This is a genomic window from Acidovorax sp. NO-1 (assembly GCF_000238595.1).
Classification (GTDB): domain Bacteria; phylum Pseudomonadota; class Gammaproteobacteria; order Burkholderiales; family Burkholderiaceae_C; genus Acidovorax.
Window position 1 is genome coordinate 25420 of the sequence record NZ_AGTS01000008.1, and the last position, 25938, is coordinate 51357.

Annotated in this window: 23 protein-coding genes; 12 read left to right on the top strand and 11 right to left on the bottom strand. The window is 57.1% G+C overall.

Annotated elements, in window-relative coordinates:
- Positions 1–222 precede the first annotated feature (222 nt).
- The 3 genes from KYG_RS00845 to KYG_RS00855 all read right to left on the bottom strand — a co-directional run bounded on the left by KYG_RS00845 (position 223) and on the right by KYG_RS00855 (position 4450).
- A complete protein-coding gene (locus KYG_RS00845; RefSeq protein WP_008902905.1) occupies positions 223–1926 on the bottom strand; it encodes a hypothetical protein in 1704 nt (567 codons plus the stop codon).
- 153 nt (positions 1927–2079) lie between these two features.
- Positions 2080–2916, bottom strand: coding sequence for a hypothetical protein (locus tag KYG_RS00850; protein WP_008902906.1), 837 nt, complete (start codon positions 2914–2916; stop codon positions 2080–2082).
- Positions 2917–2974: 58 nt separating this feature from the next.
- Positions 2975–4450, bottom strand: a complete 1476-nt coding sequence (locus KYG_RS00855; protein ID WP_008902907.1) for a hypothetical protein — start codon at positions 4448–4450, stop codon at positions 2975–2977.
- A 238-nt stretch (positions 4451–4688) separates the two neighbouring features.
- Between KYG_RS00855 and KYG_RS00860 the strand changes: the two genes are divergently transcribed.
- From KYG_RS00860 to KYG_RS24190, 6 genes are all read left to right on the top strand, one after another.
- Positions 4689–5381: a helix-turn-helix transcriptional regulator gene (locus tag KYG_RS00860; RefSeq protein ID WP_008902908.1), complete on the top strand. Its 693-nt coding sequence runs from the start codon at positions 4689–4691 to the stop codon at positions 5379–5381.
- A 2-nt stretch (positions 5382–5383) separates the two neighbouring features.
- Positions 5384–5659, top strand: coding sequence for a hypothetical protein (locus KYG_RS00865; RefSeq protein ID WP_034692455.1), 276 nt, complete (start codon positions 5384–5386; stop codon positions 5657–5659).
- A gap of 31 nt (positions 5660–5690) precedes the next feature.
- On the top strand, positions 5691–6038 hold the full coding sequence (locus tag KYG_RS00870) for a hypothetical protein (RefSeq protein WP_139019262.1): 348 nt from the start codon (positions 5691–5693) through the stop codon (positions 6036–6038).
- Between the two features lie 255 nt (positions 6039–6293).
- Complete coding sequence (locus KYG_RS00875) at positions 6294–6743, top strand: LexA family transcriptional regulator (RefSeq protein WP_008902911.1); 450 nt, start codon at positions 6294–6296, stop codon at positions 6741–6743.
- A 7-nt stretch (positions 6744–6750) separates the two neighbouring features.
- The gene (locus tag KYG_RS00880) at positions 6751–8046 is read left to right on the top strand and encodes a Y-family DNA polymerase (RefSeq protein ID WP_008902912.1); all 1296 of its coding nucleotides are present in this window, start codon (positions 6751–6753) and stop codon (positions 8044–8046) included.
- 215 nt (positions 8047–8261) lie between these two features.
- The gene (locus tag KYG_RS24190) at positions 8262–8504 is read left to right on the top strand and encodes a hypothetical protein (RefSeq protein ID WP_139019263.1); all 243 of its coding nucleotides are present in this window, start codon (positions 8262–8264) and stop codon (positions 8502–8504) included.
- A 1265-nt stretch (positions 8505–9769) separates the two neighbouring features.
- On the opposite strand, the gene mobI is transcribed toward KYG_RS24190, so the two are convergent.
- Complete coding sequence (mobI, locus tag KYG_RS00885) at positions 9770–10246, bottom strand: conjugative transfer protein MobI(A/C) (protein WP_008902913.1); 477 nt, start codon at positions 10244–10246, stop codon at positions 9770–9772.
- 616 nt (positions 10247–10862) lie between these two features.
- On the opposite strand from mobI, the gene KYG_RS00890 reads away from it, so the two are divergent.
- The 3 genes from KYG_RS00890 (at position 10863) to KYG_RS00900 (ending at position 13094) form a co-directional block, all read left to right on the top strand.
- Positions 10863–11855: a ParM/StbA family protein gene (locus KYG_RS00890; protein WP_034692458.1), complete on the top strand. Its 993-nt coding sequence runs from the start codon at positions 10863–10865 to the stop codon at positions 11853–11855.
- Positions 11856–12434: 579 nt separating this feature from the next.
- Positions 12435–12839, top strand: a complete 405-nt coding sequence (locus KYG_RS00895; RefSeq protein WP_139019264.1) for a hypothetical protein — start codon at positions 12435–12437, stop codon at positions 12837–12839.
- A 27-nt stretch (positions 12840–12866) separates the two neighbouring features.
- Positions 12867–13094, top strand: a complete 228-nt coding sequence (locus KYG_RS00900) for a hypothetical protein (RefSeq protein WP_008902916.1) — start codon at positions 12867–12869, stop codon at positions 13092–13094.
- Between the two features lie 119 nt (positions 13095–13213).
- Here KYG_RS00900 and KYG_RS00905 read toward each other — a convergent pair whose 3' ends face one another.
- The 5 genes from KYG_RS00905 to KYG_RS00925 are packed head-to-tail and all read right to left on the bottom strand — an operon-like array spanning position 13214 to position 16803.
- Positions 13214–14743 (bottom strand): hypothetical protein, encoded by a 1530-nt coding sequence (locus KYG_RS00905; protein ID WP_139019265.1) that lies wholly within the window; start codon positions 14741–14743, stop codon positions 13214–13216.
- The gene (locus KYG_RS00910; protein ID WP_008902918.1) at positions 14740–15336 is read right to left on the bottom strand and encodes a chlororespiratory reduction 6 domain-containing protein; all 597 of its coding nucleotides are present in this window, start codon (positions 15334–15336) and stop codon (positions 14740–14742) included. The genes KYG_RS00905 and KYG_RS00910 overlap by 4 nt, the downstream gene beginning before the upstream one ends.
- Before the next feature lie 16 nt (positions 15337–15352).
- Positions 15353–15931 carry an RES family NAD+ phosphorylase gene (locus tag KYG_RS00915; protein ID WP_008902919.1) on the bottom strand — a complete coding sequence of 193 codons (579 nt, stop codon included), beginning with the start codon at positions 15929–15931 and terminating at the stop codon, positions 15353–15355.
- Between the two features lie 12 nt (positions 15932–15943).
- Positions 15944–16414, bottom strand: coding sequence for a hypothetical protein (locus tag KYG_RS00920; RefSeq protein ID WP_008902920.1), 471 nt, complete (start codon positions 16412–16414; stop codon positions 15944–15946).
- 23 nt (positions 16415–16437) lie between these two features.
- Entirely contained in the window at positions 16438–16803 is a 366-nt protein-coding gene (locus KYG_RS00925; protein ID WP_008902921.1) for a ribonucleotide-diphosphate reductase subunit alpha, read from the bottom strand.
- Positions 16804–17117: 314 nt separating this feature from the next.
- Between KYG_RS00925 and KYG_RS00930 the strand changes: the two genes are divergently transcribed.
- Entirely contained in the window at positions 17118–19526 is a 2409-nt protein-coding gene (locus tag KYG_RS00930; RefSeq protein ID WP_008902922.1) for a site-specific integrase, read from the top strand.
- Positions 19527–19957: 431 nt separating this feature from the next.
- Here KYG_RS00930 and KYG_RS00935 read toward each other — a convergent pair whose 3' ends face one another.
- Complete coding sequence (locus KYG_RS00935; protein WP_008902923.1) at positions 19958–20542, bottom strand: hypothetical protein; 585 nt, start codon at positions 20540–20542, stop codon at positions 19958–19960.
- 117 nt (positions 20543–20659) lie between these two features.
- Positions 20660–21307 carry a hypothetical protein gene (locus tag KYG_RS23165; RefSeq protein WP_008902924.1) on the bottom strand — a complete coding sequence of 216 codons (648 nt, stop codon included), beginning with the start codon at positions 21305–21307 and terminating at the stop codon, positions 20660–20662.
- A 142-nt stretch (positions 21308–21449) separates the two neighbouring features.
- Between KYG_RS23165 and KYG_RS00945 the strand changes: the two genes are divergently transcribed.
- Together KYG_RS00945 and KYG_RS00950 are read left to right on the top strand one after the other, a co-directional pair.
- Positions 21450–23693, top strand: a complete 2244-nt coding sequence (locus KYG_RS00945) for a Tn3 family transposase (protein WP_008902925.1) — start codon at positions 21450–21452, stop codon at positions 23691–23693.
- Between the two features lie 118 nt (positions 23694–23811).
- Positions 23812–25938: Tn3-like element IS1071 family transposase (locus KYG_RS00950; protein ID WP_008902926.1), on the top strand; the 2127-nt coding region annotated here is incomplete at its 3' end.

Genomic DNA, 25938 nt, shown 5'->3' on the forward strand with positions numbered 1-25938 from the left:
GTCAATAGCAGGCCGCGCTGTGGGGCCACTGGGCAGTGCCGCTGGCGCGGCTTCAGGGTAGTCAGCGGAGGCAATTTTGAAGGGCAAACGCAAGCGCAGCGCAGCGTCTCCGGGGCCATCCAACAGGCCAGCAAATTGACCACTTGCCAAGCTGGGGCTCAAACAAGAAACCAGGGTTTGAGTCCCAGCGCGAAAGGTCTACGGCCTCCCTTCGCCCCCCAGTCAGGACACGAGGTAGAGGTGTCCAAACTCTGCCTCGTCTTTCTCCTTTGCGCCCACCAGCATAGGCATCATCCAGATCAACTTGCGCAAGGATCGGCCTTGCCCGTGCACCTGGTTGCGCCAGTGCCCCCGGCGCCAGTGTGTAGCCATGCCGCCAACTGTCGGAGCGGCCATGTGCAGGCGGTCCAGCTGTTCTGCGATGCGCTTTCCGCAGATGTGTACCGGAACATAGCCCAAGGCGGATAGCTTGGAACGTGCGCGGGCTTGTTCTTTCCCCACACCAGAGACCGCCTTCTTCAGCAGAGCCTCAGGCGTTCCGGGAGGCCAAGCAGTATCAATGTCGTCTGGGTAGGCAGCGACGTAGCACAGCGCGTTGACGACCAACTGGATAGCGGCTTTATAAACCGGGAACCGGTGCTGCGTGATCTCTTCACGGACACCAGCCATCTTGGAGCTGATATCTACCAGATCCAGGTCCTTCGGAAACTCGCGCCCTGTAGCAGCCGCCTCGGCTTGGATCTCCTTGGTGATGTTTCCTCCAGCCCTTTCCTTGGCCTCTCCGAAGGTGGCAAGTCGCTTCGCCAGTACGGTGTCGATGGCGGTGGCAAGATCCATGGTTCGGAACTCGCCCACGAAGTCCTGGCTGAACTCCGGTTCGGGTCGTACATACCATTTCTCAGATTCCGCGTGGTCCTTTGGAACGGCGGTGATGGTGACACGCAGGTCACCCACCTCACCGCGCTGCTCTACGTAGGCCCCGTCCACCAGCCACCCTGGCTCAAGCTCTAGCTCAGGCTGCGGGCCGAAATGAACATACTGGGAGGCGTATGGCATTCGGATCGTGTTCAGCGGAATGTCGTCAATATCTGTCTTGGACAGCATCTCCGTGAGACTTGGGGGGAAGTCCATGATCTGCCTGCCGGCCTGCACAAATCGGCCATACGCGGTGCACAGAGTTTGCTCAGCGTCCACGATGAGTGATGGCCCCGGGCCATCAAGCGTCAGGCGCCTGGGGTGGTTCATTGCCTTGGCGTTGAGTTCCAGCACGACATGCCCCATTGATTCGTTGAGCTGATCAATGGTCATGAATCCAGTGTGAGGATCTACCCTTTGCCGGTACATCTTGCCAATGGTCTCTGCATAGGTACGGTTGGCCTTGTAGCGCTCCGGGTGGTAGCGGTACATCGGCGGTTCGACTCGTACGTGTGGTTTCGGAGCGCATTCGTAGAAGGCGAGTTCGAATTGGTCGGCCACAAGAACATAGGCCATCACCGGGTCTTCGAAGGATTGGGTCCACCGATCCCACACGACGCGTCCGACCCGCTTATCCTGCCAACCGATTTCCATGGTGACCTCTGGACCATGGTTGGTGACCTTCAGGTAGTCCACATAGTCATTCTTCCCCTTCAGAAACTCATGAAGGTGATCGAACGACTCCACCACCTTGAAAAACAGTGCATCTTGCTCTTTGGTGGCATACCAATTGAATAGATGTTTTAGTTGCTCGTCGCCAGCATCAATATCCAACGGCGGGTCCATCTCAAAGAGTGCCGCGTATGTCTTGCCCAGTAGCGCAACCTTTTGTGGGCTGGTCTGGATCTGACGGGTGTACTCCTTCAAGTCAGAGTTGTAGCGTTCACCAAAAAGAGCTTTTGCACTTTCCATGTCGATTGGCCCACCTTGTGGCTGCTGTTGTTGCGGCATGCTTCGTTTCTCCAGATTCTCAAACGGTAGGGCGTGAGGTGCTCGGAATATCATTCCAGGTTTGGCTCAATTCACGCATTTTCTCAACCATCTTGGCCGGGGCCTGGCGGGGGAGGTAAAACCGTATTCCTGCTCTCCTGGATACCGCGTTTGTCAAATCGTCTTCACGGTGCCGCCCGTGGGGCTCACGAAGAAAGTGCCCTTGAACCCGAGCAGGCGCAATAGGTACTCGCGGATGAGGTCGTTCGCAGCATCGTATTGAAGCTTCTGCTGTGCATGCGTCAGGCTTGCCACGCCCGTGTGAATCACCTCGTTTCTGAGGTCAACCAGCGCTTGCAGGTTGGGCGCCATGCCCACTGCGCCAAACATCAGGATCATCATGTCTTTGAAGCCGATTTGGGCTTTCGTCACCGGGTCCTTGAACTTTCCACCTTTGAAGACGTACTGCTGCTGCATCGCGTAGGTTTGCTTCATGTTCTCCAACAAAACAAACATGAAAACCAACTTGCATTCCATGGGGAGGCCTGGGCGAGCTGCCTGGAGCATGTAGTCGATGGCCACGCGCAGGCTTCGCGCGTTCTCCAGCGTCTTGAATGCAGGGTAGGTCTGGTCCACGAATTCACGAATAGCGGCTCCATCCGCTGGCTCTATGACTGGATCAGTGTTTTGCCCCGCGCGATTGATGCTTGTCAGCAAGCTGGGCCCGGAACCATCGGGATAGTGATGTCCGTAGCAGGCGACCTGTGATTGCGTTGCGAAGGCAAGAAGCCAACAGATGCGCTCAATCGATTCAAGGGTTGAGTCTTTCTGCGCTGCCGTCACGTTCTCGACAAGGATCTCAGCCAACTGTTCGCTCATCGTCTTCATGACGAACTTCTGGCCGTCGCATGTGAAGACCAACGTGTCGCGGCTAGCCTTTCCATCCACCTCATCGCTAAATGACTCCCCTTGAACTTTGGTATTCATGACAAATGCGCGGAGGTTGGTCATACGGTTGGCCTTATGTGGGTGTGGGGTGATTTAACCCTGCACAGTCTAATGACCACCTCTAGCCTTCGTTCCATCGGGCGCCCGCCCGAAAGCCTTCGGCGTATGCGTTCTTGACGATTTCTTCGATGGCCTCTTTCCCGAGCCCCGCTGCTAGGGCCGTCTCAATCATCGGACTCGCGTCGGAAGTCGCCAACCATTGTTTGGCAATCAATTCTGAGGCGAGATGAATGCTGCCTTCCTCATCTGTCTCCTCTTGCGACATCGGTTCAAGAGTGTCAAACCAATCGTCAAAATCTTCCCAGATTTCACTTCCAACATACCCAGGGTGGAACATGGCCGGGTCGTGGGTGGAAATGGCGAGAGCCAGCGCAAGATCGCTGGGGACTGCTATCGGGCCTTGGAAATTATTCAGTACGTTGCGACTAAGTGCTGACTCAGCTATGCCCCCTTTTTTGAACAGGATGATCGTGAGTTCACCTAAATCGGGGAGAAACAGGAGCACCCTGTACCCGTCAAAGTTGGTTGTGGGGCTCACTGCCTCAAAGCAGAATGCAACGTTTCCCTGGTCAGTCATGGTGTTGTAGACACACGCGACGTTTTCCTCGGTGTCTGCTACCAGCAAACATCCTCCCTCAGGTCGTAGGGTGGGCCTGGTGTCGTCGTCATCGCCCAGATACAGCATTTCGCAAATCGATTCGTACTCATCCTCGCCTATGGGGCCTTGGACCGAAAGCCACGACTGCAGTTCGGACTGTGTGACACCAACTTCCTCGCAGAAGGCGTTCGCTCCAGATGGCCACATCGACATGATCGCTTTCACGGCCGGAGCTTCCGAATCCAGCCATACCGGCTTAACGAAGGCCCTGCGCTTTGCGGGAGCCGAACGCACAACAACTGCGTCGGCATCCCAGTCCGCGTGTACTGAGGGTTGCTCATGCAGGTAGCCCTGACCCCGGTGAAGCCAGTGCTTGAACATTGTGAGGTCGGCTTGTTTCATGCCGGGGCGAATGCCCGCCGCCATGTTCTCAATGGTTTTTGTATCAAACGCGACGAGCGCGGCGTTTGCGTCCAAAAGGGACTGTGGGAGGCTTTCCCCCGTTCCTCTTCCCGCGAGGGCGGCATAGGCAACATCCAGCGTTGAGGTGGAATAGGCTGCGAGGGCTTTGGCCTGCGTCGGCGGCTCGCACTGCACACCGATTGATTTGGCCCATTGGACGAAGCCTCGGTCTGAAGCCAACAGCCCCGGTTTCATCTCCAGCCGCAGGGGCATCCCGAGCACTCGTTTCAAACCCCACGCTTGGGCGAGAAAGTGAGATACGGAAATGGGGGCTGCGGCGTCAACAAGCAACCGGGTCTGGCAGCGGAAGGCGGGGACCACGATGCTGTACACCAGCACAGGTCTGAGCTGCTGGGACTGCATGCTTCCAGCGGAGCTTTCATAGAGAGCGAGACGGTATTTTGGATCGAGCCCCACGTTCCTCGCCTGCTCAATGAGCAGGTACTGCAGTTCTGCGTCGTAGATCTTTGTCGCCATTGGCATCACTCCTCTGTCTGATTCTCGCCGCATCACGCCTCCAATCTCCTCATTTGCCCCGACCAAGGGTGACGACTATTCCGCACTTCAAACGCGCAGTCGCCAATGGGCAGTCCCTTGGGTCATCTTTCGAGGTGTGACGGCTTGGATTTCTTCTGAACGCATGTGCGTGGCACATCTTGAGTTTGCGCCTGCTAATTATGCTAATATCATTAATAAATTAGCGAAAGCATCGAAAATGGACGATCAAACCAATACGAGAGGCGCGGAGCTGAGTGCAATTCGACTTGCGAATTTGAAGATCCTGAAAGAAGGTATGACGCAGCAAGAGTTTGGAATGATGGTCGGATTTTCACAATCCGCAATTGCGCAGTTCCTGACCGGAAGGATGCTGATGAGTCGTTCGTCCTGCGAGCGCGTGGAGAAGGTCCTCAATCTCGCGAACGGCACCATGGATAAGGAGGGCGGTGTATCACCGTCAATGGTGCAGGAGTTTTTGACGCGGATGCATGCACAAGATTCAAGTTCGGAAGCGGCGACTGCAAAAGCCCCAATCCAGGCGAAAACTCTGCCCTTCACGGTTCTTCCCGCAACGGCAATGCACTATGTTTTGCTCGACTCTCTGGCCAAGCTGCTCGCGTCAGGCCAAGTCGGCGATGACCAGTGCAGAAAATTGCTCACCAAGTTCACTCTGATGCGCGCGGGAAGGAATGGACAGCGGGATGCAGAGGTGGATGGAATCCTCGCGCGGCTGGCCATCAATGAATTCCGCGTCGTCTACACGGGCGAGGGCCAGCAAGAGGAGGCTGTCAACCGGCTGAATGATGAGTTCGATCCAGCTTTTGCATCCTCCGTAAGCCGCTATTTGGTGGATGCAAGCCAGATGCCCGAAGAGATGAGGCGCGAATTTTGCAAGTTGGTGGGATCGTGAGGGTGCCGCAACCCCGCATCGATGTGACGGTTGTGAAAGACTCCAGTGACGCCTTGGTAGCGGCGCGGAGCGCGCTTTTGCAGGTGGATCTGATAGCAACAGTCGTGGACGTGTCTGCCGCGAGCGACCCCTCGGGCGTGAAAACCAAAATCACTTTGTCTGAAATCACCGATGGGCCCAACGGTGGCCAGCGTGGGGCTCGCACGCTCATGGTGATGGAAAGCTACCAGGCTGTGTGCATGCTTATCAAACACGCGGAAAACAATGAACGCACCTGACCCCAGCGCGCAAGCCACTTTGGCAGACACGTTGAAGCTGCTGGAGGAGGTGTCCCAGTATCTCAAGCGACTTCCGCATGTCCCAGTCACGGCCCAAATGGTGCGCAAGATCGATGCGCACCTTGAGAGCCCCCAAACCATCTCCGCACGCCGACTGGCCAGCGAGCACGAGCGTGCGCAAGGGGCTCGAAGCGCGGTTTTTTTGGACCCGCTCGGGGTTCCGCTGGTCGAGCTGGAGGTGTATGCAGATCGGGTGACTCTTCAAATCACCCCGGATCACCACTTCCGCTCAGTTGCGATTGCACGGCTTCAGGCCAGGGATGTGTTGGAGTTGCCGCTGGTGCCGCTTCGCAGAGGGCGCGGCGCCAGGTTTTTTTGACTCGCAAGCAAGAGTTCTGCTTTGCGATCTTTCAAAACTTTTCACCAGTCTTAAAGCGCCATAGACACTGCCAGCAATGGGTTTATTGCTATCATAAACCGTATTTGGATTACATGACGCGCCCCTAGCGCGGGCCCGACCTTGCTTGGGTTCGGGGTATCAAATCGCGAGTGCTTCGCACTACAAAAAGGGCGCGCCGTGGGGGAGTAGGGCGGTGCGCAACCGCAGCAATGGTCGCGCGTTTATACTGTGGTTATGTCCAGTATTCTGCGCGCCGAGACCCCGATTGCCGTCGAAAACGGCAACTTGGTCCTGCCCATGGCAGGCTGCAGCGTGCGAGGTGGTTTTCCCTCTCCGGCCGAGGACTTCCACGTAGATCGCCTGGATCTGACGGCCATCTTGGTGACGCGCCCCCAGGCAACTTTCCTTCTGCGGCTGCGGGGCGATTCGATGCGGGAGGCGGGGCTCTTCGATGGGGATCTATTGGTGGTCGACCGCGCGCTGAAGCCTGCGCACCAGGACGTGGTGGTTGCCGTGGTCGATGGTGAATTCACCTGCAAGTCGCTTTGGCTCAAATTTGGGCACATGAAGCTGGTGGCGGCGAACCCCACGTTCCCGGAAATCGTCCCGAAGGACGGCCAGACAGTCGAAATCTGGGGGGTCGTGACGGCTTCGATCAAGCGGCTTCGCGGGGGCGGGAGGTGAGGTGGCCATGTTCGCGCTTTTCGATGCATCGAACTTCTACGCGGCGGTAGAACAGAACTTTCGACCCTCCCTGAAAGGCCGACCACTCGTCGTACTTTCGAATAATGATTCTTGCGCAATTGCCCGCAGTGAAGAGGCAAAAGCTCTCGGGATCAAGATGGGGGCACCCTGGTTCAAGATTTCCCATCTGTGCGAGTCCCACGGGCTGCTTGCGCTCAGTGCGAACTTCACCCTGTACGGTGATATGTCCTCGCGTCTGATGAGCCTCATTGCGGGTTTTGGGCATAGCACGTACGTCTATTCGATTGACGAGGCATTTGCGGGATGCGATGGGATACCTGGAGACCTGACCGAGAGAGCTTTCAAGGTACGTGCGCGAATCGCGCAATGGCTCGGGCTTGAATGCGGAGTGGGTTTGGCGCAAACGCTGACCCTTGCGAAACTCGCAAACCACGTATCGAAGGACGCGCTTAGAAAACCAGGCAGCTATCCGGCGCACCTGGCGCAGGTTTGCAACTTCGCGGCCCTGAGCGCGGATGAGCAGAGGGCGATCATGCAGGCGACCGCCGTGGGTGATGTCTGGGGGGTGGGGCGCAAGATTGGGGCCCAACTCGCTGAGGGCGGCGTGCTCACCGCATGGGATCTTTCGAGGTTGGACCCAGCGACGGTTCGGCGTCGATGGAGCTTGGTGCTCGAACGGACCGTGCACGAGCTGCGCGGGCTATCGTGCATGTCGCTGGAAGATGTGCCCACCGATAAAAAGCAAATCGCGGTGACGCGGTCCTTTGGTCGACCGGTATCCGAGTTGGAGCCGTTGCTGGAGGCCGTGAGCGAGTTCGCATCGAGGGCAGCGGAAAAACTCAGAAAGCAGGGGAGCTTCGCTGGACAGCTTTACGTCTTTGCCCATAGCTCGCCATTCCGGCCACCACCCCAGTTCTCGCGCGGGGTAGTCGTTCCATTACTCAGACCGACCGCGGACACGTCCATTTTGGTTCAAGCAGCTCGCGCCGGGGTTCATCGGTTCTATGAACGCGGGTACCAGCTTCAAAAAGCAGGCGTCATATTGCTGGATCTCGCGAGTTCGTCGGTACACCAGGCAGAACTCGATTTGGGTGATTCGGGCCAGGATGACCAGTCCCATTTGATGACCACGATTGACCGGATAAACAGTCGATATGGGCGCGGCACTGTCTTTGTGGGTGGAACTGGCATGGGAGCGGAGCGTGAATGGGCGGCAAAGCAAATGCGGCTGACGCCGCAATACACCACGCGGCTTAAAGACATTCCAGTTGCGCGGGCGTAGCCGACCAGCGCAGTAATCGGTTGCTCTTAAAGACTCAATGATTGATCGTTTGGGGCTCAAAAGCGGATCAAAGCGAGTGGTAATGCCAAATTAATATGCCACTGGCGCGAATCAAATGCATTTAATATGCGCCATATGTATTTGTGCGGCTATCCTCAGACCGGGATAATGAGGGGCAATCATTCGTAGGTAATTCGTTGATTTTGGGAGTTGGTGTGCAAAAACTTGATCTTGTTGAATACGACTGCGGTCCCGGTTGTTCGTCGTTTGGCCAAGTCATTGCAGCTAACGAAGAGACCGAAATCGTAAAAGTGCGCGATTTAGAGGATGGTTCGGTTTGGCAGGGCCAAATGGAGCACGCAAGGGTTCTTGGGGAGGAGGAAGTTCAAGAAGCCCTCCTTTTTGCGGGCAGTCTCGCGAAAAAACTGTTGCCGCCCTTCGAAGCACCAATGTCCTGACCCGCCGAGGTCAGTTTTGAGAGGGTTTGCGCATAGAGGCCGCAGGAGGGCTTTGGTGCGATTCGCACGCTGCACCCGAGCCGAGGGGCTTTGGGCCCTTCCTGGGGCTCCCGCAGCCTTCTCTGGGGGTCTTGAAGGTGGAGCCCATCCGCGTCTTCAATCGATAACTGCACTGAGCCCCCTGGCGGGCGGGTCATGGGCGCACCGAAGGGCTGACGCCCCCAGCAGAAGCTGGCCTACTCCAGCAGAACCGAGATCCAGAGTCGGGGCCGGGGCCGGGGCCAGGCAAGCGCAAGGGGCTTTCTCCGAGGGCCGGGGAATTGAGCGCGTGCCCAACTTCGCAAGGGGATCAGCAAGGCAAACGCGGGGCCTCATGCGATGAGCAAAAGCGCCGACCCGGAGCGCAAATGGACCGGGGAAGCTTGAGCGCAGATGCAGGGTCAGGAGAACCAAATCCGAAGGGCGGGGTTTGAGCCCCACGCCCGAATAGGCCATAGCACCGCCCGAACCAAAAGCCACAAAAACCAATTGCGTTTTCATAGGGCGCCATCGCATGCTCCCGCTATATCGCGACCGCTGCCGCCAGATTCAAACCGGGAATTTTGAAACCGGGAGTGCAGTTTCGAGCCGGAGGGATAGCCGCAACTGGGATCAGCTCAGGCCAGCCAAAAAAAGGCCGAGAAAAACCGGGTGTGTGGAAACCAAATGCAGATCGCCATGAGTAAGGCCTAGGGCGGGCTGAGCCAAATGACGCCGGGGGAAATACAGCGCACTCCGGGGGCTTTTGAACGAGCGGGGGAGGGCGAGCGACGTGGATATGAAAACGAAATGCTATTGCATAGATATGCATCTACATAGGGCCTGATCGAGCGCCGTGATCTTTGAATCTGACCGGGGAAACATCAACGAACTCCGCATAAGTCGAATTCCGGGGATCAGCACGCGTGAATCTGGAGCGATGAAGGGGCCAATGGGTCTTTGATGCGCCTGTTGAGCCCGTCGATGTGGAGCCGGAAGGTGAAACAAGGAAACCCAGGTAAGAAGTGGCCGTAGAAAAAGGCAAATATCCGGGGGAAGGGTTGAAGAACTCCCCGAGCGCAGGTTTAAGGGCCTGAAATGATCGAAGCCCTATGCGCAACTACATAGGGCCTCGTGAATAAAGAGCGCGGGCTATAAAGATAGCGGGCGTGGTAAGTACAGGGTCATATGCATCTACATAGGGCACCAGGCAGCGTGCCGGGGGGCAATTGGATTTGCGTTGAACGCTACTCTTGGTCCTCATCCTCAGGCATGTCCGTTTCCGCATTAGCCTTTGCGACCCTTATCGCATTGCGTACGGAAATGATCGCTTTGACAATGTGTCGTGATTTGCGACGGATCACCTGTAATTTCTGTTCTGCTTTCATGACTTCCTCTATCTCCCATTCTTTAGCGAAGACTTTCAATTTATCTTCGGTATAGGCCATGGTGGTTGTGTTCTTGGGAATAGAGACTCTTATGCTGGTACGAGCAGACTGTTTTCCATACCATTTAACTCCAGTCCACTTCAAATCCAAGTGGTTGCCTTTTCGTGTGCATGAGAGCTGCAGCGTGCTCCGCGACTGCCATCCCTTCGCATTTTTCTCAACATGGTCCACGAACTTGAGGTAGGCGCCAGACACATCGGCCGCTTGGTCATAGAGTTCGCCGATGCAGGTTTCAAGAGCCTCAATCGAGGCCTGGTACAGGTTCACGTCATTCATGGGTAAATCCACATCTTTACTTTGGATTGATCCACCCTGTGCATCCACCCAAAGAAAACACACTTTCGAATTGCAGTTTCTTCAGGATGGAGCTGCCAGGTCGATTTCACCTAATAGGATGGAGATGCCTACATCATCTGCAAGGGAACGATGGGCATGGAAAAGGCGTTCCCCCTAATAGGATGGATCTACCCTACGTCTCCATCCTAATAGGATGAACTACTTTTTTGAGCATTCCTCAGCCGAGGACCTTCGAGTGCATCTTAGCTGGTAGGAACAACACCGTCCATCATACACGGGATGGATTGCAGGGGTGAATCCATCCTACTAGGGAGATTTCAATGCGCGAGCAAACAACCTAGTGGTACGATCAGCACCAGCAATGTCGGGATGGATTCACCCTATGGATTCATCCTATTAGGATGTATTGTATCAAAATTGGTCTTCTTACCAATTTCACCCCATCCCGTGCCCCGTTGGGGCGACTGTAGGGCGATTCGCCCATGCTGGGCAGTTCGCCTTTTCGTTGACCATGGAGCGACTGTAGAGCGTCATGAATTGCAATGAATTGCATTTGATGTACAATTGGATTGCAATTTAATTAGGGGATTTTGTAATGAATGTTGTCGGCATTGATGTTGGATACTCGAACCTGAAATTAGCTTATGGTCCAGCGCAGGGGAAGATGAAAATTCTTATCCGTCCTGCAGGTGCGGCACCAAAAGAGCATTTTGGGACACGCTTTGATGGTCGATCACAGGATGATTTTCTGCACGTCACCGTTGACGGTCAGGATTTCATTGCAGGGGTTTCCACAGATCGTGCGGAGATGTGGGAGCGGTCGCTTCATGCTGATTACGCAAAGACCGATTCCTACAAGGCGCTTTTCAACGCGGGATTGCTCCTCACAGAAATGAAGGAGATCGATGTTCTTGTTACTGGTCTGCCGGTGTCGCAGTTTCAAGATGATCAACTTCGTGCTGATCTAGTGGCGCGTTTTACCGGTGAGCACCGCGTCACACAAAAACGTACCGTCACTGTGAAGCAAGTCAAAGTGGTCGCTCAACCTATCGGTGGTCTGCTGGATTACGTGAATCAGGTTGCTGATGGCCCAGAGGAAGAACGAATTACCGACGAGCATCGGATTCTTGTTGTTGATCCAGGCTTCTATTCTCTTGACTGGGTTTTGGTCAGCAACGGGCAATTGCAGCGCCAGTCCAGTGGAACAAGCATTAAGGCATCTTCCGTTTTGTTGGAGCAAGCGGGTATTTTCATTGCCGAAGAATACGGTGCGAAGGTGAGTGTTGAGACTCTTGAAAATGCCATCCGCAACGGCAAAGAAAGTATTTTGCTGTTGGGTGATCGCGTGGTGCTGGCGCCATTTCTGAAGAAGGCTAGTGAAACCCTTTCTTCCGTCACTGCCACTTCTATCCAGAAAGCGCTGCGTGTGGAAAGCATGTCGCCAGACGTTATTGTTTTGGTCGGCGGCGGCTCGAACTTTTTTCAGCAGACCATCCAGGATGCTTTCCCTCGCCTGAAAGTCGTTTCTCCACAGAATCCGGTGCTTTTAAATGCCCGTGGTTTCTGGCTGCTGGGCGCAGCTGCATGAAGGAAACAAGCCTCAAGGTCGTGGTGAAGATTACTGAGGCATACCCCACACTGCAAAGTACCTTTGCGTGCACATCGCAACAGAACAGGGCTGAGCGCCTTCGTTCTTTGGCGATGGTGGGTTTGTCTCTTGAGGAGAATGGTTCTTTCATTCAAGGCGCAAAAAAAGCAGGGGAGGTAGTCTCAACGTCAACTCAAGTGCCAGTGGAGCCGGTGAAATTCGCGGTCGTGTTGAATGAGGCCCAGCCCAAGCTATTCCAAGCTGTCGCAGAAACTCCGCCTCGCTTTCGTGGTGAGCGGTTGCGGACTCTGGCGCTGTTGGGGTTGCACGTCGAGGTGGGAAGGCTGGTTATTGGTGGCACCGAAGACGGTGCCCCTGAACGAACTAAAGCCCCGCCGCCACCGACTTCATCTAAGCCTGCAGCAGTACGCTCGGGTCACAGTCCTTTACCGGCACCTGAGACCACCGTGATCAAGCAGGCGCCAGCTCCAGAAAATGCAGTTCCGATAAAAGCCCCCGATTCAGTGGACTGGGTGAGTAAGGGCGTCCGTAGTTTTGCAAGGTCCTTGGGATAATCGCATGGCAGAAAAGAAACAGAAAAGCGACCCGAAAGGGTCTATCAGTGGTTGGACGCCTGGAGTACCCCCAGCGGGTATCTGGCTTGCTATTGCCTGCAGGAAGTGGTCAGGTATTCACGATGGTCGATATCTAGAGGTGATAGCCGACAACCCTTCCGTGTACCTTGAAGCGCAAGGTATCGACGTGACGATGAAACCAAGTGTCACTGTGATTTATGGGAGTGTTTTCATCAAGGGGGGCGCCACGTTCATCCTCAATGAACATGGCATGCCTGTTGGGGCCTATCCCAATTCGATTTTGGCGTGGACCAAGGTGCCCGAGGATTTGCTCCTGAACCTGCAGGCTGCGGTATTGACTGACCTGGCCGTGGGTCGTGCGAGCCGCCGCTCGAAGTCGTCGCCTTAGGTTCGAACCTGGTTCTGTGGAGCGCGCATGCGTCAGGAATTTGTTCGAGGCAAACGGCGGTACATCCTGAGCCTGGATGTTGACCTGTTCGAGGCCTGCGTGATCAACCGTCATTGGTACGGTGAAACGAGTCGCCGCCATGGCCGCAGGCAGGAGCTTTTCACCGATCTGGAGTTGGCCAAGATCAGGTTCACGGCGGTACAGGCCTACCTTTTAAAGCGCGGCTACCAGCTACCGCGCCATCTCCCACTGTAGGCGGGCTGCGGAAACCTGGGAAATTTTTTCCCTGTGCTATCCGGCCGGGAACTCGCCACCGTTACGGTCGAAGGTATCGCGGGAGGTAGATTTGGGGTGACCAACAATTTGGTCGAACCTCATGAAGCACCAGACCAGTTGGTCCTTTTGAATGTCGCGGAGAGATCTTGAACGGATACCTCGCCACGCCAGTACCTTAGGAAGCACTGTCGACCACCCTGTAACTCTATTGGCACCTCGCATGCTGCAAAGTAGCCTTGGCCTGTCCACTGCCCAGCCTCAATCGCGTAGGCCAGTCGGTCAATGGCGTCATGCAAAGTGGGGCCTGCCAACGCTGCATCAAAAAGTCTGTCGGTGTATTTCCATTGGCCTCCACGCAGGATATCGCTCCGTGAAACTACCTCCGAGGCCAGAAGAATGCGGCGGACTATCCAAAGTGCATTCTTTTGCCAACCTGTGGGTAGGTGTGACACATCGATGCGTACGCCGAAAGGATGAAAGTGAAAAACCCCGTTTCCTATAGCGGCGGCCAAGAAGGCATACAGGTCTGCGCCGTCCTCTGTACCCAGAAGTAGCGACTCCCACGCCTGGGCGCGTAGATGCAGTTGCGGTGACCATTCACTGGGTGGCTTGTCCCAGCACTTGAGAAGCCTGCTGTTTGCAGTCCAGCATCCATCGAGCCGCATCACGTCAAACCGCCAATCGACCTCCTGGCTGTGAGTGCGAAAATTCAGAATGCTTCCATCGGTAGTGCGATCAACGGCGGCGGGGAAGATGGCGGTTCCCCTCACCATGGTCGCGAAGTCGCTGTCAGGATCAAGGGTCTCGTCTCCCGTCAGTCCAAAGACGACATTCAGATGTGCTTTTATGAGGACGCGGCCTGCAGGTGCCTGTCTTTCAACACTGGCGACCCACCCAGTCACCAGGTCAGCAACCTCCGAGACGGTCGTCTCGACTTCATCGTGCACATCGCCGGTTTCCATGCTGCCGGATAAAGGTTGGTGTATGTAGGCGGGGTTGGTGACGGCGCTTGGTTGGGCGGGGATTTTGTATGCAAGGGGCGACTGCCTCACCATTAGGGCCGTTTTACTTTGCGGGATGTGCTGAGGTGCAACCAATCCCGAATAGATCGGCTTGGAGGTTGAAATGCGCAGTGCGAATTCGGTGATGCATTCGCGCTTGACCGCTTCAGGGTCAAGTTGAGTTGTCAGATCAAACGGTACGTCTCCCCTGTGCTCATTAATTTGCTTCCATATGGCTGCATCTACCGCCTTCGCTCCAATCGTGGGTTGGCACTTCGCAATATCGTCGTCATGCACAGCAAGCATGACAGCACGCTCTCGGACTGCTTTCCATAGGCGAAGCTCCCATGCCTCGTACTTCCCGTTGGGTCCGTCAATGATCCCGTGATCTGTTTTACAAAGCCAGATGCCGTTACTTGCGCTTCGTAACTCCTCATGGGAAAGACCTCCCCAGCCGCGTTTCCAATTCTCTGCAGCACTATGGATGTGACATGCGTCGGCAATATTGGTATTTTGGCCATCCGATGTCAGGCGAAGGCAATCAGGCTTGGTACAGAGACCGCCAGCCTGTTCGCGGATTTGCTTGCGAACTGGCTCGCTGAACTTCGTCTTATTTTTCTCTTTCATCGGTCGGTCTTTCGGACATCCTGGGGTGCCTTCGCATCGCTGCGAAGATGGCTTTCATTCTGGGTAGGAGCCAACTCTGCACATGCGCTATCTGCGGATGCTTGGGCCTCGGCTTCACTGATACCAAACGCCTGAAACATTGCATTGCCGCGCTCGAACAGATCGATCATTTTTGCTGCCAACTCCTTGCCGTCAAGGAATTCGGTGCCAGTCCTCAGACCTGCGCGGTGGATCTTTATGCGGCACAGGAGCGCCATGAGCAGATGGATCGCGCCCACTTGGCGATGCAAGAACCACAGCCAATGGGGCCACTCCAGAGTCAGACGGGCGAAAAAGGCGCGTACCTCCGGGATTTCAGCCAGCTCTCGCGGATCATCGTCGTAGCCCACAACCTGAATGACCAGACTCTCCTTGTAGCGCATGGCAGTCTCTCTGGACTCCGCTACTGCATGCAGGCGCTCCAGTGAGCTGGCAATGCTGCCTGCCTCGATTTCACGCTTGCTGATCTCCAGGACCAGCAGCGCGTCATCTGTGAATGAGGCAAGGCCTGTTGCGTCAGTTCGAATCACCGTGGGTTTTGATGGTGTCTGCATGGTGGGCGTTCAATGATTACGGGACCACTGCCACTTGAGAGCGCAAGGCTGCGAGCACCACACTGCGGTGAAGGCGATCACTGCCAGGCTGCACGAGGGGCATGCTGGTGAACTTGGCCATGCGAGATATCGCCCGCTCGAAGAGGCAGATGCATGCATGGTAGGGGTGCTGCGCGGACGCAAACATAACGCCATGGGCGCCCGCTTTTCTGGCGTCGGCGGCGAACGCCTGGGTTGACTTGCTGCGTTCCGATTGGAGAACGGGGTACTGTTCTTCCAGCCCGCGCAGGTCAACGAGACGAATTCCCGGTGCCGTGCGGAATTCGATCAGGGTGCGTTCCCGGAGCTGGTCCAGCGTGTAGCTCAGCGCATCGCGACGAAAAATCGCCTCATACATCGCCGTCAATTCGCTATCGGCAAGGTACGCGGTGGACTCATCTGGCAGATCGAAGCGGCCGATGGGTACCCCGTACGGCGGCAGGATGAAGCCGCGCGTGCGCACGCTGCCTTTGCGCCAGCTTGTGCGCTGGATGCGATACCAGGACTGTTGATCGGGAAGTTCAATAAATGGCGGATTGAGATCTGTCAGGTTCATGGAGCGAGGTCATCAGTGAGCCTCAGCCGTTGCCAGTGCCAGGATTCGCTTGCCTGGCACGCCTTGTTCAAGTGCTGCACGCGGTGTCAGGCCGTGCAGGGCCAGCGATGGCGTCTCCAGGAAGGCGAGCATTTGCCAGCCATCCTTCGCGCCAAGGGCTGCGGCCAGTGGCTGCAGCACAGGCCACACGTTGGGCTCGAACTGCCAGCTCGGCAACTTGAACCCTCGGCGCAGATTGGACACGCCGATGCAGCGGCGCGACTTGATCCAGGCGTTGATCGTGACCCGGCTCGTGCCGGCCAAGAGAGCAGCTTCGTCCGTCGAGACCATGTCGGCGGCGTCCATGCGGTTGCGGCGGAACTGGGCGCCCGAGCGCAGCACAGCGGCCGACTGGGCTGCAGATGCGTAGGGATCGGACGACGATGTCTGGCTGTCCTGGACATTGAGGTGGGCAAACGGTGAGGAGATGGAAAGGGTGTTCATGGGGACTTCAAACCGTGGTGCGCTTATGGCGCGTTGCGCAGGTTGGGCTTTGCCGCCGAGAAGAAACCAGCTGCAGCTCCGTCGCGAAGGACAGTGTTGTCGCGCCGCCGAGCACTTGGGCGCGCGTCACCGGCCATTTTGAAAAAATAGGTATGCAGCAGCAAGTGGCTGCGCCACTGTGTGACGCGGCTGGACAGAGGGCTCACCAAGCCGGTAACCGACAGCCGGGTGGGAGCCGCCCTGGAAGTTGCCCAGACAGCCATGAAGGCTTTCATCATGGCCACTGCAATCATCTGGTGTTCAAAAGGAACCACGGCGCCGTTGCGGCGAATGATTGCGCGGTGAGCCGTTGTGCTCGATCCACTGGGGCCGTTCAAACAAACATGCATTTCGATCTCCTGTGGGCGCAAGGTGGGCAGCTGTTGTCCGCGCTTGCGCTCCAGAGGGAAATGTACAGCCGCACGGTCAAATTCGCAAGATTGGAAAACTCCGTAATTCTCGTTACGTCTGTTAAGTTCGTTAAGTTTTCAATCGATTTATTTTCCAATACATTTAACATTCACTGTTCGTTAAACTCTGTTAACGTGGAGCAAATGATAAAAATAAAAAGAGGAGGGGGGTTTCCCGGCTCCTCTATCGCTTAGTTGTACCTTTTGGCCCGGTGGTAGACCCGCTGGCCAATGTTCAAGACAATCGGTTTTTCATGGTCATGGCCCACACTACGTCCGAAATTCCTGCAGCGCAACCGCCCGCTGAAAACGGCGCCATCCCCGGCGCCGGAAATCTCGCGGTCGCGGATTTTGACGGTGGCCAGCCGCTGGAGGCCGCGCAGCCCGCCAAGCCCGCGCGCCGGCGCGGTCGACCACCAGGTTCGCGCACCAAGATCGCCCACGACACCGGCGCGACGGCCGACGAGTTCGCCATGCTGCGCGCGGTTGCCCAAGGTGTGGATCTGACGGTTGCCGCCCGCCAGTACCTGCTGTGGCCAGGCCGTGTGCCAGAGCGTCCAGCGCTCATCAAGAAATACCAGGAGCTTCTGGATCGCATCGAGGCTGCGGCCAATGGCATCGAGCAATCTCACGAGGCGCGTGCCATGGTGAGGGTTCTCAGGGACCACCAGACCATTGTGATCGAGGAGCCGCGGACTGCCGCCAGTGAGCCCGGTGCCCAACCATCGGCCCTTGCAGCGCAGTCCGTTGCCGTTTCCGAGCCGGTGGCAGCTCAGGCACCCCAGCCGCCGACACTGGAAGAGTTTGCGGCGCAGTTCGACCCGGACATGTTTTCTGAAGCGGAGCTGATCGAGCGCTATGAGGATGAGCTGGTCGAACTTGCCGCTGCCGCTGCAGCAGCCCTGCCCGCCACCGAGGCCGTACCTTCACCCCCACAGGCAGAGATCGCCTTGGCCAGCGAATCGACATTGATTCACGTCGAGCCTGTACAGGCGCTGGAGCAGGCCCGAAGCGCGGCTGAGCGCATGAAGGACGTGCTGCATGCGATCAACTGGCTGGATGAACACCTGGGCACCAAGCCCGAGCGGGCTCATCGTGTGGAGCAGTGGGTGATCATGTCGGCCGCACAGATGCAGGCGCTGCGCACAGCGGGTGTGATCACACTGGGGAACCTGGTGGACTGGATGTCACTGCAAGGTGCCACCTGGTACGACGCCCTGCCTGGCTATGGGGTCAAGCGGGCAGACAACCTGTTGGCGTGGATTTTGCGCTGGAACCTGGTGCCCGCCGAAGGACTGTCCCAGCTCCCTGCCCTGGCCAGCGCCTCCACCAATGCCACCTCCACCGAGCTGCAGATCTCGGACGACAACGGCCTGCAGCCGCTCACCTTGATGAAGTGGCCTGCAGATCTGATGGGAACCAAGGGCACGTTTCGCAAGCACGGCGTCAACACCATGAGTGCTTCCAACGACCTGGAGGCTGTGAAAGGATGGTTTCGCAAAATCAAGGATCTGTCGCCGTTCACCCAGGAGGCGTACCAGCGCTCCATCGAACGTTTGATCCTCTGGGCCATCCACGAGCGCAAGAAGGCGCTCTCTTCACTGGACGAAGGCGACTTTTTTGAGTTCAAGGATTTCTTGATCGCCCCGCCCCCTCACTGGGTTCAAGCTGCCAAAGGCGCGCCGAAGAAACAAACCACCGGCTGGAGGCCCCTGCGCGGGCCCCTGAACTCCATGAGCCTGAACGTGACGTTCGCCGCTGTGCGCAAGATGTTCGCGCACTGGAAAGAATCGGGTTACATCGGCGCCAACGCAGCCCAGGCCGTCCACGGCAAGAAGCGTGAGGAGGAGACGATGGACGTGTTCCGCTCGTTCACCGAGGCCGACCTGGAGGTGGTGGGCAAAACATTCGCCGACCTACCGGAAGGTGCTCCCAAGCGGAGGCTGCGCGCATTGTTCCGGCTCCTCGAAAACGCAGGGCTTCGCCGTGCGGAGGTGGCGCAGGCGCGATGGTCGCACGTAGAGACCGACCGAGCGCTTGAACGCAATTCTGAAGCGCGCGTGCTGCAGGTGCTGGGCAAGGGCAAAAGGTTTCGCAAAGTGCCTTTGAACGCCGAGACTATGGAGGCGCTGCGTGAGCACCGCAGGGATCGACAGGAGCTTGTGAACCAAGGCAGACTGAAATACTTCTCTCAAGTCAAACCCGAGGACGAGCCGCTGATTGGCGTGCTGGATGACCGCTGGATCTGGACAAAGAACAAGAAGCTTGAAGAGGATCGCAACGAGCAAGCCCAGGCATCACGGGACAACGCTGCATTGCCGTCGATTGAGATCGAGAGCGTCGCCGTGGCCGGCAAGCTCAAGTACACCGTCAACGAGCACGGAGCCTTGTGCGGCCACATGCTGTATCAGATCCTCAAGGGATTTTTTGCGATGTGCTCTCTCGCCGCTGGTGAAAGAACGGGCGAGGCCAAGGGGCCGTTCATGCTTGCCTCCACCCACTGGCTTCGCCACACCTATGCGCACAAGGCGCTGGAAGAGGGAAATCTCAGCGTGGTGCAGGGGCTGCTGGGCCACAAGAACATCAACACCACGGCCATCTACGTGAAAGCAGGCATGTCCGAGCGGATCAAGGTGGCGGAAAAGCTGAAGTCGAGTGTTTAGCTCACCGATGGTCAACGAGTCACCGAACAGTGCGACCCTGACCTATCTGCACCCCTACTGAGCCGCACAGATCTATACGCGGTGAAATTAAATAGCACCCCACCTGAAGTTACGGGACTATTATTCTTTGCCACGTATGGGGATTTGTTGCAACACTGCATGAAGCGGAAAAACCCCTCGATAGAGGGCTTCCTCCAGTCTGTCGTAACCGTATGGGCTTTGGGTTGAAGCCATCAACCACCAGTTTGCCGGATCAACAAAGTGTTTGGCGTATTTACGATAAAGCGTTAATATGCCAACACAAAGGCCGATATCCGCAAGCGGGAAAGATGGTGTCGGCGCCGCCTTACTTGAAAGAGTAGGGTCCCACCTGGAGTGGGATTGAAGAGAAGCCCGCATGCGACAGCCACCCTCGGGTGGCTGTTGTCTTTTCAGGGCCTGATCTTCCTGTTCTCGTGCACTGCGCGAAGAAGGACTTTCAAGTTCACCTTCCCGGACTTCTTCTGGCGAAGGGTGAGTTGCTCCAGCACATAGGCAGACTGGACACGGAGGATGAGTCGCTTACGGCGAGCGGCGTCTTTCTTCACCGTGAAGAAAACGGCGTAGGTGACTGAAACGCCTGAGCTGTTCAGCGCTTGGAAGGTTGCGAAGTTGCCCTGTGCGTTGTCCAGGACGCGGATACGGCTGGATTGAATCCATTGAACAAAGTTGGGTAGGTGAGCCTTGGACAACCGCCAGCGTTCCTCATTGAGCACCCGGCGGTCATTCCCATCCAAATAGATCTCCTCTGCGGGGATGCTAAGACGGGGATCATCCCTGTAGTCATGGGTGAAGCAGTGGCAGCTGAAGAAGACCACAACGTCTACTTCAACGCCGGGGGACAGTTCCTCACGGAAGGCAAACGGCTTCAGGTGGTGGAGGTCCCAGGCAGCACCGCGCAGCACGACCAATTTGAATTGTCCTGAGAGAGCAATGTCTTCGTGTTGGCTGATCAGCGGAGGTGTTGCGGCGTCCATGAGCACTCAAAGGGCACGCGACGCCAACATGGCTCTTCAAAATGCCTGAGGACCCACTCTAACAGTGAATGAGGCCCCCCTCACGCCCCACGCCGAGTGCAAGCCAGGATACGGCCTTCAAACTTGCATTGCCTGCGCAAAATGGCCGGGGGGCAGCACCATCCATTTCACCTCCAGCTTCGTGGCGAGTTCCTCCAGATCATCTGGGAGCTGCTTTTGCACCACCAGCACTGCCATGACTTGGATCTCTGCGCCTGCAGGTTCGTGAATGAACGCCTGAGCGCGCATGACGGCCAGGTACTTCACGCACTGGTAGATACCGCGTTCAAGGTCGTCGTATCCAGACCGGATGGATTTGACCTCGACGCCGACCAAACGTGTCTGCGTTCGGAAGAATGCGTCCAGGCGATCACCCGACAGGAGCGGGTACTCCGTCTCTGCGAGGAGCGTGTTCTTCAGGTCGAACAACTCCGGCCTGGCCAAGACATCGAGGCGCAGCTGCTTGTGCTCCTCTGACTCGCCTCCACCCCAGCCGTAGCGTTTGTCTTTGCCGTTTGCTGAATCGGGAGCTGCCGGCGTCGGTGGGGTGCCAAGGCCCACACTTTCGAGGACCTGGAGCCATCGATCACCGTAGGCCAGGATGCGGTCGAATTCATCCCGCACCTTTGCCCGCTTCTCAGCCGGTGTCAGCGCCTCGAATCCGGGCCAGTAGTCCTTGACGCCATCGCTGGGGAGACCGGCTGTGGCCCCCGATTTGGCGACCACAATGGGGTGATCTCACTTTCCGTGCAGAAAACCCGGTTAAGAGCTACGGGTTAACCCGCAATTTTTTATTGTCTGGAATTATCAGTAGCGAATACGTAGACTGCAGCAGGCTTGCGACCACGCCAGCCACGGGAGGACCAGCTTGTCTAGCTACTACCTACGTTTCGTTGGCGCCGATACCCTGCCCAAATCGCTATCTAAGCGGGAAGTCGAAGAGTGCTTTGGGCTGAGCATTGAAGACATCCAGGAGCTGCGCCCGCCCCGGTTCAGAGGGACTGCACGCCTTGGCGCTGCAGTCCAACTGGTCATGCTGCGCGCCACCGGGCGGCACCCCGATGCCTTTTCAGGCCTCCCCTCCGTTTTGCTGCGGTACCTGACCTCAGCGCTTGGTATGCATGCGACGGATATCGCTTCGGTGACCTCGCTGTACAAGGACAAGGACACGCGATACGAGCACCAGCTCTGGGCTCGGGAACGTGTCGGCTTCGCGGTAGTAGACGACACCACCAAGCCGCTCCTGGCAGATGCTTTGGGGGAGCTTTCCGCCTCAGCGGTATCAGTCGATGACCTGATCCAACAGTCAGAACACTGGCTTTTTGATCGACGGCTCGTCCTGCCTGGTGACCGGACACTGCGCGACATGGCGCGCATGGCATTTGCTGAACAGGAGAATGCAGCAATCGCAGCGGTCCGCACCTGTGCGCCACCCAAACAGCTTCAGGCGGCTCTCTCGCACGCATTCTCAAAGCGATCAGGGCCCGGCGGTCACACAGTGCTGGAGTGGCTGCGCACACCCCCAGGGAAGCACGGACAGCTCACGCTGAGCGAGGTCACCAAGAAAATCGAGTGCCTCAAGTCACTGCAAGTTCACAAGTGGAAGCTGTCGGCGATTCCATTGAATCGTCTCAGGGCGTACAGCCAGGAGGTGATCAATCGTCCACCCTCCGCGACGAAGTTTCTCTCTGAGGATCAGCGCGATCTGCGCATCGTCTCTTTCCTGCATGTAACCCTCTTGGATCAGACCGATCTCGCCGCAGACATCGGTGCGCGATGTCTCACGGATCTCTATCACAAGGCCTCTGGCAAGGTACTCAAGAAGCAAGCCGAAAGTGCTGTGGATCTGCGTGCTGAGCGCGTCAAGCTGAAGGACATTCTCTACGACACGCAGTTGACCGATGCTCAGATCGTCGCGGCGATGCGCGACCTGGTGCCCAAGAATGGAGAAAACTTTGCCGGTACGCGGGCTCAATTCGTCCGGGAAACACTGGTGAAAGAACAAGCGCCGCGTATGTCGGCCCTGCTCAATGCCCTCGGAGTCCTTGAGATCAAAGGCGAGGAAACGGACAAGGCGCTCAAGCAGCTCAAGACGCTGCGCGATTTGTCCAAACGCAGCATCAGCAGCCTTCCCGAGGGGTTTGATGTGTCGGTTGCGGACCCAAGCTGGCACTCGCTGCTGGAAGGCCCTGATCGCAAGGTTGCTCTTGCAGCTCTCAAAGCAAGCGCAGCGACTTCTTTGAAGAAAGCGATCAAGGGCGGAAAGCTGTGGCTGGAACACAGCAGCCGCCACCGCAACCGTGCCGATCAGCTGATACCCGAAACGCAGTGGGCCGAAAAGCACAAGTCGCTGATCCGAGCTTTGAGCTTGACGGACAATCCAGATAAGTTCCTGGAGCGCGTGCTGGGACGGGTCAAAGCGGGCATCGGCCAACTGGTGCAGGCCGTGGAGGACGGGGCCTTGACCATAGACAGCCAGGGGCATATTCACATTGCACCGATTCAGGCGCTTGAAGTCGAACCCCAGGTCACCAAGACACGCGAGAGCATGTTCAACATGATCGGCGATGCCCAGCTTGGCAACATGCTGGTCGAGATCGACGCAAAAAGCGGATTTAGCCAGGCTCTGCTAGGCCGCAGGGCCAAAGACATGGCTGAACTGAAGGCCGTCTACGGCGCCCTATACACACACGGAACAGAGAACACTGCCAAAGGTGTATGCGCGATGATCCCAGGCCTGCAGGTGTCTCAGGTCACTATGGCCATGCGTGCAACGGAGGCCAGTGGCCGTTTGCGGGAGGCCAACTCACGGGTCATTGAGTTCCAGCAAAGCATGCCTATTGCCAAACTCTGGGGCCAGGGCGACAAAGCATCCTCTGATTCGATGACGCTCGATACGTCACGGTACCTGCACTCGGCGCGTATGGAATACCGCCGCAAGCAGCATGGTGTTGGCATCTATGTGCACATGCTTGATACCTGGGCACTGTTTCATGACCAGCCTATAGTGATCAATGACCGGCAAGCAGCGCCAGCGGTGGACGGTGTCGAAGCGCACAACTGTTCCCGCCGCGAGGACCAGATCGGGGTCTCCTCGTTTTCAGTGCAATAAGTGACGGTACGCAAAGCTAGCACTGGCGCGGGGGTGGTCTGGGTAGACCGTTGATTTCATTGACTTTCCTGTTCGCTTTGTAAACGGGTATGGTGGCCTCCCACTTTTGAGGTTCACGATGCAGGGTTGGCACACAACGTTTTTGGGGATGCGTGGGCTCCCCCGCGATATCAGCGACTTCGAGATGAAGGCATTTTTCACCTTCGATGGTGCCGAGCGCGACGCAATCAATGCACGCCGAGGTGATTCCCACAAGCTTGGTCTGGCGCTCCATATTGGTTTCCTGCGCATGAGTGGGCGTTTGCTCGGTGCCTTTCGGGTAATTCCAGTAGCCTTGTGGCGCCACCTTGGCAACGAGCTTGGCATTGCAGCACCAGAAGTCGCCTCGCTGAGAGCCATGTATGAACGCGGGCGCACGCTATTCGATCACCAACAAGTAGCCTGCACGGTCCTTGGATTCCAGTGGATGAGCGAGCACCAGCGCCGCTCACTGGTACGTGAACTGCGCGACGAAGTGGCGCGCTGCGCCGACCGCGATCAGCTACTCGTGCGGGCGCGTCAATGGCTGTACAAGAACAAGCTGGTGATCGTGCACGAGCGGGCAATTCGGACACTGATTGCGGCGGCACTTGCCCAGCTTGAAGTTGAAACAGGCACCGCCATCGCCGCCAGCGTTGATCCAGCAACACTTGATCGCTGGCGAGCCTCAGTTTCAGAGCTGCGCCCAGATGGACAAACCCAGCAGAGTTGGCTATGGGCTGCACCGGCGAAACACTCAACCCGCCAAATCAGCGAGGTACTGGAGCGCATCGACCTGCTTTACACGCTGGACGTTCATAAGCACCTGGCAGACATCCCCGATCTCATCTTGCGCCGCTACGCGCGCCGACTTGTCTCCAGGCCGCCCTCAGCCGGAGCCAAGATCAAAGAGCCAGCGCGCACCGTGGAGGTCGCATGCTTTCTTCGGTATTGCCTGTTCACCACCACAGACCAGTTGATCCTTATGGTGCAGCGCCGGATCGCCGATCTGTGGCGTCAGGCTGCCGCCGATGTCCCCGCTACCGTCAATTGGGCCGCAATGTACAAAACGCTGCTCGGCGAACTTGTTGCCTTGAGCGCGCAAGGTGCGGTGCCAGATGCTGAGTTGCGTGCCCGTCTTGAAGCCTTGATCACCGAAACCCAGAAACGCAAACCACCGAGCAGGGCCTCCCTGGTCCGCGAGGGATTGATTGATGGAATTCGCCCCGTGCGGTCGTTGCTCGTCGCCATTGCAAAGCTGCCCTGGCAGGCCACCGGCGAGCATCCTGCCATCGAGTACCTTGCCAAGCTGCAAGCTTTATATCTCAAAGGATCCAGAAAGCTGCCAGTTGAAGTGGTGGCACCAAGTCTGGGAATGATCTGGCAGGTTTCGATCTCCAGCCCAGACCGGGAACGGGCGTTTCAGGCGTTGGAGGTGGCCACCCTGTTTGCCCTGCGCCGCGCGGTGCGCAATGGCTCGGTCTGGATTGAGCACAGCCTGAGCTTTCGGGGTCGTGCGCGCTTGTTCTTCACGGACGAGCGTTGGCAGGCAGAGTCCAAGAAACACTATGCCCGTCTATCGTTACCCAGCAAGGCTGCCACTTTCTTGAAGCCTTTGCTGGCCAGAGTAACTGCCGGTGTCGATGCGGTGGCCGCTGCAGCCCGCAGTGGCGTACTGCGCGTGGATGATGAACTCCATTTGTCGCCATTGCCCGCAGAGGACGAAGACCCAGAAGTGACCAAGCTGCGCGCGGCTTTGGATCACCGCATCGGTGAGGTTCAATTGCCGGAAGTGATTCTGGCCGTTGACGCCCAGGTGCGCTTTAGCTGGATCATGCTCGGACGTGAGCCGCGCTCTACCGACGAGCTGCTGATGGTCTATGCCGGCATCATGGCCCACGGCACCAGTCTGACTGCGGTCGAATGCGCGCGCATGATTCCGCAATTGTCTGCCACCAGCATTCGCCAGGCCATGCGCTGGGCGCGGGACGAACGGCGTCTGAGCCAGGCCTGCCAGGCTGTGCTGGAATTCATGCAGCGACACCCGATTGCCGCCACCTGGGGGCGGTCCGATTTGGCATCTTCTGACATGATGAGCATGGAGACCACCAAACGGGTGTGGCAAGCCCGGCTTGATCCTCGGCGCAACACACCTTCCATTGGAATCTACTCCCATGTAAAAGACCGGTGGGGCATCTTCCATGCGCAGCCCTTTGTGCTCAATGAG

Coding starts and splice junctions, on each gene's coding strand:
- KYG_RS00845 (WP_008902905.1), bottom strand. CDS start 1,926: ATGCCGCAACAACAGCAGCCACAAGGTGGGCCAATCGACATGGAAAGT.
- KYG_RS00850 (WP_008902906.1), bottom strand. CDS start 2,916: ATGACCAACCTCCGCGCATTTGTCATGAATACCAAAGTTCAAGGGGAG.
- KYG_RS00855 (WP_008902907.1), bottom strand. CDS start 4,450: ATGGCGACAAAGATCTACGACGCAGAACTGCAGTACCTGCTCATTGAG.
- KYG_RS00860 (WP_008902908.1), top strand. CDS start 4,689: ATGGACGATCAAACCAATACGAGAGGCGCGGAGCTGAGTGCAATTCGA.
- KYG_RS00875 (WP_008902911.1), top strand. CDS start 6,294: ATGTCCAGTATTCTGCGCGCCGAGACCCCGATTGCCGTCGAAAACGGC.
- KYG_RS00880 (WP_008902912.1), top strand. CDS start 6,751: ATGTTCGCGCTTTTCGATGCATCGAACTTCTACGCGGCGGTAGAACAG.
- mobI (WP_008902913.1), bottom strand. CDS start 10,246: ATGAATGACGTGAACCTGTACCAGGCCTCGATTGAGGCTCTTGAAACC.
- KYG_RS00890 (WP_034692458.1), top strand. CDS start 10,863: ATGAATGTTGTCGGCATTGATGTTGGATACTCGAACCTGAAATTAGCT.
- KYG_RS00895 (WP_139019264.1), top strand. CDS start 12,435: ATGGCAGAAAAGAAACAGAAAAGCGACCCGAAAGGGTCTATCAGTGGT.
- KYG_RS00900 (WP_008902916.1), top strand. CDS start 12,867: ATGCGTCAGGAATTTGTTCGAGGCAAACGGCGGTACATCCTGAGCCTG.
- KYG_RS00905 (WP_139019265.1), bottom strand. CDS start 14,743: ATGAAAGAGAAAAATAAGACGAAGTTCAGCGAGCCAGTTCGCAAGCAA.
- KYG_RS00910 (WP_008902918.1), bottom strand. CDS start 15,336: ATGCAGACACCATCAAAACCCACGGTGATTCGAACTGACGCAACAGGC.
- KYG_RS00915 (WP_008902919.1), bottom strand. CDS start 15,931: ATGAACCTGACAGATCTCAATCCGCCATTTATTGAACTTCCCGATCAA.
- KYG_RS00920 (WP_008902920.1), bottom strand. CDS start 16,414: ATGAACACCCTTTCCATCTCCTCACCGTTTGCCCACCTCAATGTCCAG.
- KYG_RS00925 (WP_008902921.1), bottom strand. CDS start 16,803: ATGCATGTTTGTTTGAACGGCCCCAGTGGATCGAGCACAACGGCTCAC.
- KYG_RS00930 (WP_008902922.1), top strand. CDS start 17,118: ATGGTCATGGCCCACACTACGTCCGAAATTCCTGCAGCGCAACCGCCC.
- KYG_RS00935 (WP_008902923.1), bottom strand. CDS start 20,542: ATGGACGCCGCAACACCTCCGCTGATCAGCCAACACGAAGACATTGCT.